The following is a 15,055-nucleotide window of genomic DNA, read 5'->3' as shown; positions in this document are numbered from 1 at the left end:
TGCAGCTATAATGCCCTGCCATGAAACGCTACGTCCTCATTTTCCTGCTGATGCTGCTGCCCTTCCAGTTTTCCTGGGCGGCGGTGGCGTCGTATTGCCAGCATGAAAGCAATCCCGCTGCACAACACGTCGGCCATCACGCCGCTGCCGACAGCAAGCAACAGAAGCAGGATCAACACGCGGACAACAGCGATGACAGCAAACTCAACACCGGCAGCGATGCCGATTGCAGCTTCTGCCATTTCTCCTGCAGCAAGCCGATGAATTCGTACACCGCATGGACGCCACCCGTGCAGGAAAAGAACAGCTTCACTCTCTCCTTAGCCCCACTGTATCTCTCCCACATCGGGGAATCCCCTGATGAGCCCGACTGGATTCTCGCCGCCTAAGCCGGCGAGTCGTCTTTCCCTTTTTTCTTACTGCTGACCGCTCGCCGAATTCTTTCCCTTTCATCCGGAGAATTCGATGTACACCCGTTTCTATCCGCTGGGACTGGCGCTTCTGCTCGCCTGTCCGGCCTACACGCATGCGCAGGAGGCGGCAACGTCCCCGACGCTGAACATCACGCTGAACAATGCCGTCGCGCTCGCGCTCGACAACAATCCTGAACTGTCCGCCGCCCGGCACGAACTTGAGGCGGTCGACGCCACGGTCACGCAAGCTGGTGCGCGTCCCAATCCGGAACTGTCGACGCTGATGGAGGACACGCGTAAAAGCACGCGCACCACCACCATTCAGCTCAATCAGCCCATCGAACTCGGCGGCAAGCGCGCCGCCCGCATCGGCGCCGCCGAGCGTTCACGCGAGGCTGCCCGCATGGAGCTGGCGATCAGGCGCGATGACATCCGCATCGCCGCCACGTCTGCGTTCTTCGCCGTACTGACCGCGCAAGAGCGCCGACGCCTGGCGCAGGAATCCGCCGAGCTCGCCCGCAGCGCCGCCGACGCCACCGGTCGTCGCGTCACTGCCGGCAAGATCTCGCCGGTGGAAGAAACCCGGGCGCGTGTCGCCGCTGCCTCTGCACGGCTCGAACTGGGCCAGGCCGAGGGCGAACTCGATCTGGCGCGCCGCCGACTTGCCGGCCTGTGGGGCAAGGCCCAGCCGCGCTTCACGCTGGCCGAAGGCGTCGCCGGGCAATTGCCGCCATTGCCGGCCATCGCCGACATTGCAGAGCGCAGTACCGATGCACCGCAACTACGGCTGGCCCGGCTCGAAGTGGAACGCCGCCAGGCCTTGAGCAAGATCGAGAGCAGCAAGCGCATTCCCGACGCCACGCTGAGCCTCGGCCGGAAGCGCGACGAAGAAGCCGGCCGCAGCATGTGGGTGGTCGGCGTGTCGATGCCGCTGCCTTTCCTCGACAGCAATCGCGGCAACCTGGAAGAAGCCTTGCGCCGCACCGACAAGGCGCGCGACGAACTGGCCGCCGCCGAGACGCGCGTGCGCACCGACATCGCGCAGGCGTATGAAAAGCTGCGCAACGCCCATGCCGAAGTCGCCGTCCTGCAAAGCGACATCCTTCCCGGTGCGCAGAGCGCCTATGCCGCCGCCGGCAAGGGCTTCGAACTCGGCAAGTTCAATTTCCTGGAAGTGCTCGATGCCCAGCGCACCTTGTTCCAGGCGCGCTCGCAATACCTGCGCGCGATCTCCGACGCCCATCTTGCCTCGGCCGAACTTGAGCGCCTGCTCGGTTCCGCCGGCCCCAACCAATAACCGGACGCCATCATGACCAAGAAACAGAAATTCACCATCGCCGCGATCGCGGCCGTCACGGCGCTGCTGGCTGCGCTGATCCTGCTCAGCGGCGCCGGCAAATCCGCACCGGCCGACGCCCATGCCGCGGAGAAAACGGCCACGGATGATCACAAGGAAGCCAAAGACGACCATGACGATCACAAAGACGATGACCACGACGAAAAGGGTCACGCTGAAAAGGATCACGCTGAAGACGGCAAGATCGCCTTCAGCGAACAGCAACTGAAGACCGCCGGCATCGTCCTCGACACCGCCGCGCCCGGTCGCATCCGCACCAGCCTGCAACTGCCCGGCGAAATCCGCTTCAATCAGGACCGCACCGCGCACGTGGTGCCGAAGGTCAACGGCGTGGTCGAATCGGTCAGCGCCAATCTCGGCCAGCAGGTGAAGAAGGGACAAGTGCTCGCCGTCGTCAGCAGCAGCACGGTGTCGGAACAACGCAGCGAGTTGCTGAACGCGCAGCAGCGACTGACCCTGGCGCAATCGACGCATGCCCGTGAAAAAACCTTGTGGCAGGAAAAGATCTCCGCCGAGCAGGACTATCTGCAAGCCGGACAAGCGTTGAAGGAGGCCGAGATCGTCGTGCGCAACGCACAGCAGAAGCTGGCCGCCATCGGCGCAGGCGCAGCGTCCTCGGGACTGAACCGCTACGAGATCCGCGCTCCCTTCGACGGCATCGTCGTGGAGAAGCATCTCGCGCTCGGTGAGGCCGTGAAGGAAGACGCCGGCATCTTCATCATTTCCGACCTCTCCAGCGTGTGGGCTGAAATCACCGTCGCCGCCCGCGACATGAGCGCCGTGCGCGTGGGTGAAAGCGTCACCGTCAATGCCACCGCATTCGCCTCCAGCGCCAGCGGAAAGATCGCCTACGTCGGCGCCTTGCTGGGCGAACAGACGCGCACCGCCAAGGCCCACGTAGTCCTGCCCAATCCCGGCAACGTGTGGCGTCCCGGCCTGTTCGTCAACGTCGACGTACTGGCGCAGGAAACCGACGTCGCGCTCGCCGTCGCCGCTGATGCAGTGCAATCAGTTGAGCAGAAACAGGTGGTCTTCGTGCGTGTCGCCGACGGCTTCAGGAAACAGGAAGTAACGTTGGGCCGCACCGACGGCAAGCGCGTCGAAATTCTCAAGGGCCTTAGCGCGGGTGACGTCTACGCCGCCGCAGGCAGCTTCGTCATCAAGGCTGAACTGGGCAAGGGGAGCGCCGAACATGCGCATTAAAAATCTGCTGAATAGCGACCGCACCTCCCACTCCAAGCGAGAAGGACACTCCCATGTTTGAACGCATCATCCGCTTCGCCATCGAGCATCGATGGCTGGTCATGCTGGCCGTCTTCGGCATGGCGGCCTATGGCGTCTACAGCTACCAGAAGCTGCCCATCGACGCCGTACCCGACATCACCAACGTCCAGGTGCAGATCAACACCTCCGCGCCCGGCTACTCGCCGCTAGAAACCGAGCAGCGCATCAGCTTCCCGATCGAGACCGTCATGTCCGGCCTGCCCAACCTGGAACAGACGCGCTCGCTGTCGCGCTACGGCCTGTCGCAGGTAACGGTGATCTTCAAGGACGGCACGGATATCTACTTTGCGCGCCAGCTGGTCAATGAACGCATCCAGGAGGCGCGCAGCAAGCTGCCGTCCGGCATCGATCCCGCCATGGGGCCGATCTCGACCGGCCTCGGCGAAATCTACCTGTGGACGGTCGAAGCCAAGGAGGGCGCCAAGAACGCCGACGGCGCGCCCTACTCGCCCGCCGACCTGCGTGAAATCCAGGACTGGATCATCAAGCCGCAACTGCGCAATGTGCCGGGCGTGACCGAAATCAATTCCATCGGCGGCTACGCCAAGGAATATCATGTCGCCCCCTCGCCGGCCAAGCTCGCCTCCTATGGCCTGACGCTGCAGAACGTCGCCGCCGCACTGGAACGCAACAACGCCAACGTCGGCGCCGGCTACATCGAGAAGCACGGCGAGCAGTACCTGATCCGCGCACCGGGCCAGGTGGCCTCGCTCGACAACATCCGCAACATCATCCTCGGCAACGTGCAAGGCGTGGCGATCCGCATCCGCGACGTCGCCGAAGTCGGCATCGGCCGCGAACTGCGCACCGGCGCCGCCACCGAGAACGGCCGCGAAGTCGTGCTCGGCACCGTCTTCATGCTGATCGGCCAGAACAGCCGCACGGTCTCGCAAGCGGTCGACAAGAAGATGGCCGAGATCAACCGCTCCCTGCCCGAGGGCGTGCAGGCTGTCACCGTGTACGACCGCACGGTGCTGGTCGACAAGGCCATCAACACCGTCAAGAAAAACCTCATCGAAGGCGCGGTGCTGGTGATCGCGGTGCTGTTCCTGTTCCTCGGCAACATTCGCGCGGCGGTGATCACGGCGATGGTGATTCCGCTGGCGATGCTGTTCACCTTCACCGGCATGGTGTCCAACCACGTCAGCGCCAACCTGCTGAGCCTGGGCGCGCTCGACTTCGGCATCATCATCGACGGCGCCGTCGTGATCGTGGAAAACTGCGTGCGCCGCCTGGCGCATGCGCAACAGCATCACGGCCGTCCGCTGACGCGCGGCGAACGCTTCCACGAAGTCTTCGCCGCCTCGCGTGAAGCACGCCGCCCGCTGCTGTTCGGCCAACTCATCATCATGATCGTGTACCTGCCGATGTTTGCGCTGACCGGCGTCGAAGGAAAGATGTTCCAGCCGATGGCCTTCACCGTGGTGGCAGCCTTGCTGGGCGCGATGATCCTGTCGGTCACCTTCATCCCGGCCGCGATTGCGCTGTTCATCGGCGACAAGGTCGACGAAAAGGAAAACGCCCTGATGCGCGCCGCCAAGCGCGCCTATGCGCCGCTGCTGCAAGCCTCGCTGCGCAACAAGCCGGTGGTGCTGTCGCTGGCCGCCGCCGTGATCGTCCTGTGCACGCTGCTCGGCACCAGGCTGGGCAGCGAGTTCGTACCCAGCCTCAACGAAGGCGACCTGGCGATCCAGTCCTTGCGCATTCCCGGCACCAGCCTGACGCAATCGGTGGAGATGCAGCAGCAGCTCGAACGCACGCTCAAGGACAACTTCCCCGAGATTGAGCGCGTGTTCGCCCGCACCGGCACCGCCGAAGTGGCGTCCGACCCAATGCCGCCGAACATCTCCGACGGCTACATCATGCTCAAGCCGCAAGACCAGTGGCCCAAGCCGAGGAAGACCCGCGACGAACTGATCGCCGCCATCCAGGAAACCGTCGCCGCCCTGCCCGGCAACAGCTACGAGTTTTCGCAACCGATCCAGTTGCGCTTCAATGAACTGATCTCGGGCGTGCGCAGCGATGTCGCGGTCAAGGTCTTCGGCGACGACATGGACGTGCTCAACGACACCGCCGCCAAGATCGCCGGCACACTCGGCAAAGTCCCCGGCGCAACCGAAATCAAGGTCGAGCAATCGACCGGCCTGCCGATGCTGACCGTCAGGATAGACCGCGAGAAAACCGCCCGCTACGGCCTCAACATCGGCGACGTGCAGGACACCGTCGCCATGGCCATCGGCGGCAAGGAAGCCGGCGCGCTGTTCCAGGGCGACCGCCGCTTCGACATCATCGTGCGATTGCCGGAAAATGAGCGTAACGACCTCGACGCCATCAAGCGCCTGCCGATCCCCTTGCCGCACAACGACGGCAAGCTCAGCTACATCCCGCTGGGCGAAGTAGCCGACTTCGACATCGCCCCCGGCCCCAACCAGGTCAGCCGCGAAAACGGCAAGCGCCGCGTCGTCGTCAGCGCCAACGTGCGCGGACGCGACCTCGGCTCCTTCGTCGACGACGCGGCCGCCGGCATCGCCGCGCAGGTAAAAATCCCGGCCGGCTACTGGATCGCCTGGGGCGGCCAGTTCGAGAACCTGCAGTCGGCAACGCAACGCCTGCAAATCGTCGTGCCGGTCGCCTTGCTGCTGGTATTCGTGCTGCTGTTCGCGATGTTCAACAACGTCAAGGACGGCCTGCTGGTCTTCACCGGCATCCCGTTCGCCCTGACCGGCGGCGTGCTGGCGCTGGCGATGCGCGGCATCCCGCTGTCGATCTCCGCCGCCGTCGGCTTCATCGCGCTGTCAGGCGTGGCGGTGCTCAACGGCCTGGTGATGATCGCCTTCATCCGCACCCTGCGCGAAGAAGGCCGCTCGCTCGACGACGCCATCTTCGAAGGCGCCATGACGCGCCTGCGGCCGGTGCTGATGACCGCGCTGGTGGCGTCGCTGGGATTCGTGCCGATGGCGCTGGCGACCGGCACCGGAGCGGAGGTGCAACGGCCGCTGGCGACCGTGGTCATTGGGGGGATTTTGTCGTCGACGTTGTTGACGTTGCTGGTGTTGCCGTTGTTGTATCGGTTGGTACATTCGGAGAATGCTGACGATGGCGATGCGGTTCGAGCATCGTCATCTTGGTATAGCCGATTGCGCGGTTCGCTCCGTAGCGGAAAACGTCGCAGCGCTTCAACAACTTAAAATGAAACCGCCCTGTGACGTAGTCGTTGCGGGGCGGCTTTGTAATATTTCTCTTTTCTATTTCTGGTCAGTTATGGAGGCCGTCTATATGCGTTTCTAACTCATAATCCGTAGCTGGATAATAGCGTTTCCCACTTTTCTAAAACTCTATCCGCAAACTCAAACAAGACGATTTCCTGCCCACCTACGATCAACTCCCATTCATATTTGATGTCTCCAAATGGGACTGTTCCGAATGGAGAAGTAAAAAAATGAGTTCCTTTTCGTGAGGCAACAGGAGAAGCACCAGTTTTTGGCTTCGTCAAAAGCAGATGCTTGCCCATATCGCCCACATCACACAGCGCCTTATGATCAGTATCCTGCGCGAGCTTTTCTATTGCCGCCAAAGGAATTTGACTCCCATTCTTTGCATAGTCGACGATATGCCGAGCCGTGACAAAGAAATTGAAAACATTGTCGATAGTCAGTGACTCTTCAAGCCTACTTCGTTCTCGCTTTGCTTTTTCCAACATATCCCGAGGGCTTTTTAGACTAAAGAAAGCTGTACTCATTTGTCTGCCTTGTCGGTCGATAATCGATAGAAGGTCGCTCACGAAAATCGCAGGAAATTCCTCTTTGCGATTTTCAGTTTAGTCGCATGCGACCAATCTTCACGACCATCTATAAACGGCGCCAAAGGAATACTCCACACGGGCCTTTTGACATGTGCTAATCGGTAACCAATCCACAAAGTTCAATAGCCTTATTCGCTAATAAGGCCGCCCGATTTTGGACAAAGGATGCGTAATTGTCATCAAACAATGCATTAGGACACAATTGAGACTGAAGAATTTCAGTTACATTGCCAGCCATGCGTTGACGGTAAATACTCGGCGCGCCGCCACCTAATTGGCGATTATCTGTTCGGGCGATGAAACAGAAATTGGCCAAGATATTTTCATGAAACTGCGTTTGCCGGCTATCTGTCAAAAATGCCTTTGGCATTAGATGATGGAATTCCTTTCGATTGTAATGCTGTAACTTCTGACGTAAGTCTATAGGGGCACCACTGACAAAATTCAAGGGACCTAATTGAGCTAAAAGAGCAATAAACGTCTTGGTATTTACTGAGCTAACGAGGAACCTGTTATCAAGAAAAAAACTCTCCGAAATATGAACCGGAATTTGCGCCAAACGCGAAGGTTCTCCGCGACGAAGAAGTTGTGCCTCTTGAATGTCAGAATCAAGATGTCTTAATACACCAGCGCTATAACGCCCCGAAAACGCTGACCGCCAAAACCAATGAACCAAGGTCTCCCGCTGGGTATTGCTAATGCTCACTTCCCCGTTACCAGTGCTGGCAAAGAAAACTGCGAGCGGAATTAAAGAATTTTCATAGGGTAAATTTTCAATAGACGGAAGGTTCAATGCCCCATCCAAAAAGTCTAACGCACCACGAATTCCATTTACAACCTCCCCAAATCTTTCCCGTACAGCCGCACCATTTAATCTAACTAAGCTCTCAGGACGGGACGAGCCGGTGAGTATGGCAGCAGAACAACGAAGGAGCAGACTAATATCGTTTGATAAACCGGTAAATCCATAATCTGAAAGTTCAGAGATAAGCTCTTCAAATTCGACTTGCAGCTGAAAATCTTCGCTCCACGTCCATGCTGATAACAGTTGCAACGTATCAAGCGGAATTCCTTGGCGATTGATTCGCTCAAAGATAATTGCCACTTTTTCTTTCTCATCGGTGCGGAAGGTCTGAACAGGTATTCGAGCTTCTCTAAATACGGTCTGTAGCGCATCAATCTGTAGCGCTAATTCGTCCGACATCGGTCGTGTCAATCGACGGTACTCAGTTGTGTTGAAAATTGCCTTCAGAGGAAAATGACGGCTAGGATCGACCTCTTCCGCTGACAACGCAAAAAACTGAGTTTCCTGAACGTCAGCAATAAGACGATAATCGAAATAGACGTCCTTCCAAGTATCGGATTCTCCCTGAAGCTCTGTTTGGAACACACCGAATATAGATGTGACACGCTGCTGACCATCCAATACATAGTCTATGGGGAAATCTGCCTGCGGCTCCGGCAAATCAAACGGCCCCAATTTGTTCTCAGTTCTGAGCTGTTCGTTGGTACGCCAAAAAAGCAATGCGCCGAACGGATACCCTTTGTAAATACTGTCGATCAGAAAAGCTACTCTGTCTGGCTCCCATACGAATCCACGCTGGAAAGCCGGGATTCGAATCTGGCCACGGTAAACGGAATCTAGGATCTCTCTTATCGTTAAATTTTCCATACTCCCCTTTATTTTGAATTTGATGCATAGCCCGCCTAATGCCTAACAGCGAATTCATCAGACAGATTCTGGCTGATAGCTGACTTTATCTACGGACTGAATCGCAACTGTATCAAAAAAATCTTGCTGAAGAAAATTTGACTAGCATTAGCTGCGATCATCGATATTTCGCTTGAAAAAAAGCCCCGCAACATCACTGTCGCGGGGCTTCTTTTATCTACCCAACACTTCAGGCAATCCGCTGCTCCGAAGCCGGATCAAACAACAGCGCCTTGGTCAGATCGAACGCCAGTTTCAGCGGCTCATTCGGCAAAGCGCCTGCGCGCGGATGCGTGCGGCATGTCACCGGCGCATCATTGAAACGCGCCACCACCAAGGTATCCGGGCCGGTCGGCTCGGTCAGTTCGATAACGCAATCAACTTCGGTCGGACGGTAGCTGCCGGTGGTGCTGAGCGGATCGCCCGCTTTACCGTTATGGGCGCTCATGGCGTCGGTGACGTGTTCAGGACGGATGCCGAGGACGATGTCGCGGCCTACCCATTTTGCTACTGCATCGGTGTGGCCGTTCAGCGGCAGGGTCAGCAAGGTCTTGCGGCCGCCGTGGTCGAGTTCGAATGCCGGGGCGGAGCCGTCGGTGGTGAGCTTGCCGCGCAGGAAGTTCATCGACGGCGAGCCGATGAAGCCGGCCACGAACAGGTTGCTCGGCGAGTCATAGATCTCTTGCGGACTGCCGAACTGCTGGACCACGCCGTCCTTCATGACGGCGATGCGGTCGCCCAGGGTCATCGCTTCGATCTGGTCGTGCGTGACGTAGACGATGGTGCTGCCCAGGCGCTGGTGCATGCGCTTGATTTCGGCGCGCATTTCGACGCGCAGCTTGGCGTCCAGGTTCGACAGCGGTTCGTCGAACAGGAACAGCGACGGATCGCGTGCGATCGCGCGGCCCATCGCTACACGCTGGCGCTGGCCACCGGACAACAGGGCAGGCTTGCGATCCAGCAGATGGGTGATCTGCAGGATGTTGGCGACGCGCTCGACGATTTCCTTTTGTTCGGCTTTGGGTATCTTGCGGATGCCGAGGCCGAAGGAAATGTTTTCGCGCACGGTCATGGTCGGGTACAGCGCGTACGACTGGAACACCATGGCGATGTCGCGCTCTTTCGGGGCGACGTTGTTGACGACGCGGTCGCCGATCATGATCTCGCCTTCGGACACGCTTTCCAGTCCGGCGATCATGTTGAGCAGCGTCGACTTGCCGCAGCCGGAGCCGCCGACCAGGATCAGGAACTGGCCGTCTTCGATTTCGAGGTCGATGCCCTTGAGGACTTCGTTACCGTTCGGGTAGACCTTGCGTACATTGCGAATTGATAAGCTTGCCATTCTCTACTTCTCCATGAATTCTTGTCTTGAACTGCTTAACCCTTGACGGCGCCTGCTGTCAGGCCGCGGACAAAGTATTTACCTGCGAGGATATACACCAGCAAGGTCGGTAATGCCGCGATGATCGCCGCGGCCATGTTGACGTTGTACTCGGTCACGCCGGTCGAGGTGTTGACCAGGTTGTTGAGCGCCACGGTCACCGGTTTTGCATCCGAGCCGCCGAACACCACGCCGAACAGGAAGTCGTTCCAGATCTGCGTGAACTGCCAGATGAAGCACACCATGAAAATCGGCAGCGACAGCGGGAAGATGATCTTGCGGTAGGTCAGGAAGAATCCTGCGCCGTCGATGCGCGCCGCCTTGACCAGTTCTTCCGGCACGGTGACGTAGTAATTGCGGAAGAACAGCGTGGTGAACGCGATGCCGTAGACGATGTGGACGAAGATCAGGCCCGGCGTCGTGTTGGCCAAGTCGAACATGCCCAGCAGACGCGCCATCGGCAGGATCACTACCTGGAACGGGATGAAGCAGCCGACCATCAGTCCGGCGAACAGCGCCTCCGATCCACGGAAGCGCCAGTGCGCCAGCACGTAGCCGTTGAGCGAGCCGATCAGGGTGGAGATCAGCACGGCCGGGATGGTCATCTTGATCGAGTTCCAGAAGAACGGCGCGAGGCCGCCGCAGTCGACGCCGGTGCAGGCGCTGTCCCAGGCTTTGCCCCAGGCGGCGGTGGTCGGCGCCATCGGCAGCGCCAGCAGATTGCTGGTGCGGATTTCGTCGAGCGACTTCAGCGAGGTGGTGATCATCACGTACAGCGGCGCGAGGTAGTACAACGCCACCAGCACCAGCAAGACATAGATCAGCACGCGGCCGATGGTCAGCGGCTGACGCTCCTGGTTGGGATTGCCCTTGGGAGCAAAAGTATCAACGGCCATTGCGGGTTCCTTTCGTTTCCAGATACATCAAAGGCACCAGCACGGCCAGCACGGTCGCCAACATCATCACGGCGGAAGCGGCGCCGAGGCCGAGCTGTCCGCGCGTGAAGGAGAACTGATACATGAAGATCGCCGGCAAGTCCGACGAGGTGCCGGGTCCGCCTGCGGTCAATGCCATCACCAGGTCGAAGCTCTTGATCGCGATGTGGCCGAGCACCAGCAGCACGCTGAAGAACACCGGGCGCAGCGCCGGGATGACGATGCGGCGATAGATGGTCGGCAAGCTGGCGCCGTCGACCATCGCCGCCTTGATGATGGCGTCGTCGATGCCGCGCAGGCCGGCCAGGAACAGCGCCATCACAAACCCCGACGACTGCCACACGCCGGCGATGACGACGGTGTAGATCGCCATGTCGGAGTTGACCAGCCAGTCGAAGCTGAAGTTGGCGAAGCCCCAGTCATGCATCATTTTTTCCAGGCCGAGGCCGGGATTGAGAATCCATTTCCAGGCGGCGCCGGTGACGATGAAGGACAGCGCCATCGGATACAGGTAGACGGCGCGCAGTGCGCCTTCGGCACGGATCTTCTGGTCCAGCAGGATCGCCATGAACAGGCCGATTCCCAGGCACAGCAGGATGAACAGGCCGCCGAAGATGCCCAGGTTGCTGGCGGCAGTCCACCAGCGGTCGAGCGCGAACAGTCGGGTGTATTGATCGAAGCCGGCGAAGGTGTAGTTGGGCATCAGGCGCGAATTGGTCAGCGACAGATAGCCGGTGAGCGCGATGAAGCCGTAGACAAAGACCAGCGAGAAAATGATGGTCGGTGATAAGACCAGGCGCGGCAGCCAGTTGTCGGCCAGCGCGGCGAATTTTCCACTGCGGCCATTTCTACGCGCGGGCTTGCCGGCAGCGCTCGAACTAGTCGACGACAGGGAAACTGTTGAGTTGGACATGCATGTCTCCTGAACCCGGGGAATATCGCGAAACCGGCCGGATAATCTTGCCGGCCTTTCACGACGATGGGCGCCCGACCGCTGCGCCCGCCCCGTAAATACCCTGTTCGCAAGCACGCCGGAGCGTGCTGCGGAACAGGCCTTATTACACTGCTTTTGATTTACGTCTTATTGCTTACTGAGTCTTGGCTGCTTTGGCCAGGGCTTGCACGGCGGCTTGCGAAGTCATGTTGGAGTTCATGAACTTGGCAATCACGTCGAACATCGCGCCTTGCGCTGCCGAGCTGACGGCCATGCCGTGGGCCATGCTTGGCTCCAGGGTGTTGGCTTTGCTTGATGTCGCGAAGTCGTCCATCGACTTGGTGGCGCAGCTGTCGAACTTGCCGCGTGGGATATCAGGACGGACCGGAATCGAACCCTTGTTCAGGTTGAAGACTTCCTGGAATTCCGGGCTCATGATGGCGGTTGCCAAGGTCAGTTGCGCCTTTTGCGAATCAGGATTCTTGACCTTGAACATGGCGATCGAGTCGATGTTGAAGGTGTAGGACTTGTCGGTGCCCGGTGCTGCCACGCACAGATAGTCCTTGCCTGGTTGCTTGCCGGCGGTGGTGAATTCGCCCTTGGCCCAGTCGCCCATGAATTGCATGCCGGCCTTGCCGTTGATGACCATGGCGGTCGCCAGGTTCCAGTCGCGGCCTGCGGAATCCTTGTCGATGTAGGTCTTGATCTTGCCCAGTGTGTCGAAGGTCTTGACCATGTTGGCGCTGGTCAGGGCTGTCTGGTCCAGTTTCACCAGCGCCTTCTGATAGAAGTCGGCGCCGCCGACGCCCAGGGCGACGGTTTCAAACACGGTGGCGTCCTGCCATGGCTGGCCGCCATGGGCAACGGCGACGAAGCCGGCCTTCTTGATCTTTTCTGCAGCGTCGAAGAATTCATCCCAGTTGGTCGGGGTCTTGGCGCCGGCTTTCTTCAGCACTTCAGGGTTGATCCACAGCCAGTTGACGCGGTGCACGTTGACCGGTGCGGCGACGTAGTGGCCTTGGTATTTCATCACGCTGGAGACCGACTTCGGCAGCAGGGAATCCCACTTGCCGGCGGTTGCGGCGGAATCGATATTGGCCAACACGCCTTCCTGGCCCCATTCCTGGATTGCAGGACCCTTGATCTGGGCGGCTGTCGGAGGGCTGCCGGCGATGACACGCGCCTTCAGGGCGGTGGTTGCGTTCTCGCCAGCGCCGCCGGCGACCGCGAAGTCTTTCCAGGTCACGCCCTTGGCTTCCATGATTTTTTTGAGTTCGGCAACCGATTTTGCTTCACCGCCGGAGGTCCAGTAATGCAGCACCTCCACTTCCGCGGCATACGCTACGGTGGAAGCTGCGATCAGGGTGGTGGCGATCAGACTTTTTTTAATGGCGTGCTTCAACATCATTTTTTATCTCCTGTGTTTTAAAAATTGCCGTCGGCTTGCACCGCGGCAAGGTCTGGGTTCCCCGGGGAAGAGAACTTGCTGTTGGTACGGCGGGTGCTTCAGAGCACTCTTTTCTACTTCATTTTAGTAAAACTACAAAAATTGCCTTAATAAATTTAATTATTAGGACGAACTCCCGTCGCTCGCTTGTAATTGTAGTAATGCTACAGTAACATTGCAATATAAGTTTTGTTTAATTACATAGAAATCTCATGCAAGTCATTCAAGAAGAAGCGTGCTTGTTCAATTTCGTCCTGTTTGGAGCGACAGGCGACCTGGCGATGCGGAAGATCCTTCCTGCATTGTTCTCCGCGCATCTTGACGGCAAATTGCATCAAGATGGGCGCATCATCTGCGTGGCCAAACAGGAGTTGAATCAGGAGTCGTATCTTGACTGGGTTCATACGCAATCCGGCCTGTACGTCAGTGAAGGCATTGCCAATCAGAACGCCGACAAATGGCAAAGTTTTCTGCGCCGCATTACCTATGTAGTGCTGGACGCGACCAGCGCCGCCGACTACGCGTTGCTTGGCGAGCAACTGAACAACCAGGCCGTCACGGTGTATTACCTGGCGACTTCGCCGAAGCTGTTTGAACCGATCTGCAATCACCTGGCCGCCAGCAGCATTGCGCTGGACAACGCCCGCGTGGTGCTGGAAAAGCCCCTCGGCCACGACCTGCAGTCCTCGCGCGCGATCAACGACGCCGTGGCGCGCGTGTTCGCCGAAGACCAGATCTATCGCATCGACCACTACCTGGGCAAGGAGTCGGTTCAGAACTTGCTGGCTTTACGCTTTGCCAACAGCCTGTTCGAACCGCTGTGGCGGCGCGAGTCGATCGAGCACGTGCAACTGACCATTGCCGAGCAGCTCGGCGTGGAAGGCCGCGGCGAGTTCTACGACGGCACCGGCGCCTTGCGCGACATGGTCCAGAACCATTTGCTGCAGCTGCTGTGCATGGTGGCGATGGAACCTCCGACTTCGCTTGATGCCAATGCTATACGGGACGAAAAAGTACGCGTGCTGCGCGCCCTGAAACCGTTCAGCCGCGACGACCTGGAATCCCGCGCCGTGCGCGGCCAGTACGCCGCCGGCGCGGTGCGCGGCCAGGCGGTCGGCGGTTATCACCAGGAAGCCGGCATTGCGCCGCAGTCGAAGACCGAGAGCTTCATCGCGCTGCACGCGGAGATCAATAACTGGCGCTGGGCCGGCGTGCCGTTTTTCCTGCGCACCGGCAAGCGTCTGGCGGAACGCACGGCGGAGATCGTGATCACCTTCAAACCGATCCCGCATGCAATCCTGCCGATGCCGCAAGGCGTGGAAAACAGCAACCGGCTGGTGATCCGCCTGCAGCCGGAGGAGTCGATACAGTTGCACTGTTTCGCCAAGCAACCCGGCGACAGCATGACGATCCAGCCGGTAGCGCTGGATCTGGCCTTCGACCAGGCCTTTAAACAAAAACGAGCAGATGCTTACGAGCGGCTGTTGCTGGATGTGATTCGCGGCAACCTCGCGCTGTTCGTACGGCGCGATGAGCAGGAAGCGGCATGGCGCTGGGTTGAACCGTTGTTGAACCATTGGCAGAGCACTGCTGCGTTGCCGAAATCTTATCTTGCCGGAAGTTGGGGACCCAGTGCATCGTCGGCGATGATGTCGCGCGCCGGCGCGCACTGGCCAGAAGACCGGTGACGGCCACGGATTTGCGCAAAGCGAGCTAATATACGCCCACCAAAAATAAAAGCATCGCAGAGTACGCCCGCGCACAGCCTCACCGATACGCATAACAGTTTTT

The 15,055-nt window shown here is 59.0% G+C and carries 11 protein-coding genes; 5 read left to right on the top strand and 6 right to left on the bottom strand.

Annotated elements, in window-relative coordinates:
- Positions 1-20 precede the first annotated feature (20 nt).
- The 4 genes from czcI (at position 21) to DXT88_RS06555 (ending at position 6,242) form a co-directional block, all read left to right on the top strand.
- The gene (gene czcI, locus DXT88_RS06570; protein WP_016836732.1) at positions 21-389 is read left to right on the top strand and encodes a cation efflux protein, CzcI family; all 369 of its coding nucleotides are present in this window, start codon (positions 21-23) and stop codon (positions 387-389) included.
- 76 nt (positions 390-465) lie between these two features.
- Positions 466-1,710 carry a TolC family protein gene (locus DXT88_RS06565; RefSeq protein ID WP_265212079.1) on the top strand — a complete coding sequence of 415 codons (1,245 nt, stop codon included), beginning with the start codon at positions 466-468 and terminating at the stop codon, positions 1,708-1,710.
- Between the two features lie 12 nt (positions 1,711-1,722).
- On the top strand, positions 1,723-2,973 hold the full coding sequence (locus DXT88_RS06560; RefSeq protein WP_265212078.1) for an efflux RND transporter periplasmic adaptor subunit: 1,251 nt from the start codon (positions 1,723-1,725) through the stop codon (positions 2,971-2,973).
- Positions 2,974-3,026: 53 nt separating this feature from the next.
- Complete coding sequence (locus DXT88_RS06555) at positions 3,027-6,242, top strand: CusA/CzcA family heavy metal efflux RND transporter (RefSeq protein WP_265212077.1); 3,216 nt, start codon at positions 3,027-3,029, stop codon at positions 6,240-6,242.
- A gap of 101 nt (positions 6,243-6,343) precedes the next feature.
- On the opposite strand, the gene DXT88_RS06550 is transcribed toward DXT88_RS06555, so the two are convergent.
- The 6 genes from DXT88_RS06550 to DXT88_RS06525 all read right to left on the bottom strand — a co-directional run bounded on the left by DXT88_RS06550 (position 6,344) and on the right by DXT88_RS06525 (position 13,225).
- A complete protein-coding gene (locus DXT88_RS06550) occupies positions 6,344-6,793 on the bottom strand; it encodes a hypothetical protein (RefSeq protein WP_265212076.1) in 450 nt (149 codons plus the stop codon).
- A gap of 157 nt (positions 6,794-6,950) precedes the next feature.
- Positions 6,951-8,528 carry a DUF262 domain-containing protein gene (locus DXT88_RS06545; RefSeq protein WP_265212075.1) on the bottom strand — a complete coding sequence of 526 codons (1,578 nt, stop codon included), beginning with the start codon at positions 8,526-8,528 and terminating at the stop codon, positions 6,951-6,953.
- Between the two features lie 229 nt (positions 8,529-8,757).
- The gene (locus DXT88_RS06540) at positions 8,758-9,909 is read right to left on the bottom strand and encodes an ABC transporter ATP-binding protein (protein WP_265212074.1); all 1,152 of its coding nucleotides are present in this window, start codon (positions 9,907-9,909) and stop codon (positions 8,758-8,760) included.
- 35 nt (positions 9,910-9,944) lie between these two features.
- Positions 9,945-10,844, bottom strand: coding sequence for a carbohydrate ABC transporter permease (locus DXT88_RS06535; protein WP_016836581.1), 900 nt, complete (start codon positions 10,842-10,844; stop codon positions 9,945-9,947).
- Positions 10,834-11,796, bottom strand: a complete 963-nt coding sequence (locus tag DXT88_RS06530) for a carbohydrate ABC transporter permease (RefSeq protein WP_016836580.1) — start codon at positions 11,794-11,796, stop codon at positions 10,834-10,836. The genes DXT88_RS06535 and DXT88_RS06530 overlap by 11 nt, the downstream gene beginning before the upstream one ends.
- Positions 11,797-11,971: 175 nt before the next feature.
- On the bottom strand, positions 11,972-13,225 hold the full coding sequence (locus tag DXT88_RS06525) for an ABC transporter substrate-binding protein (RefSeq protein ID WP_265212073.1): 1,254 nt from the start codon (positions 13,223-13,225) through the stop codon (positions 11,972-11,974).
- A gap of 251 nt (positions 13,226-13,476) precedes the next feature.
- Between DXT88_RS06525 and zwf the strand changes: the two genes are divergently transcribed.
- Positions 13,477-14,952, top strand: a complete 1,476-nt coding sequence (gene zwf / locus DXT88_RS06520; protein ID WP_265212072.1) for a glucose-6-phosphate dehydrogenase — start codon at positions 13,477-13,479, stop codon at positions 14,950-14,952.
- The last annotated feature ends 103 nt before the right edge of the window (positions 14,953-15,055 follow it).

Origin of the sequence: Herbaspirillum lusitanum, assembly GCF_026127345.1 — a bacterium.
In the GTDB taxonomy this organism is placed as follows: Bacteria; Pseudomonadota; Gammaproteobacteria; order Burkholderiales; family Burkholderiaceae_D; genus Herbaspirillum; species Herbaspirillum lusitanum.
Note: the sequence above shows the minus strand (reverse complement) of the source record. Positions and strands in the feature narration are given on the sequence as shown.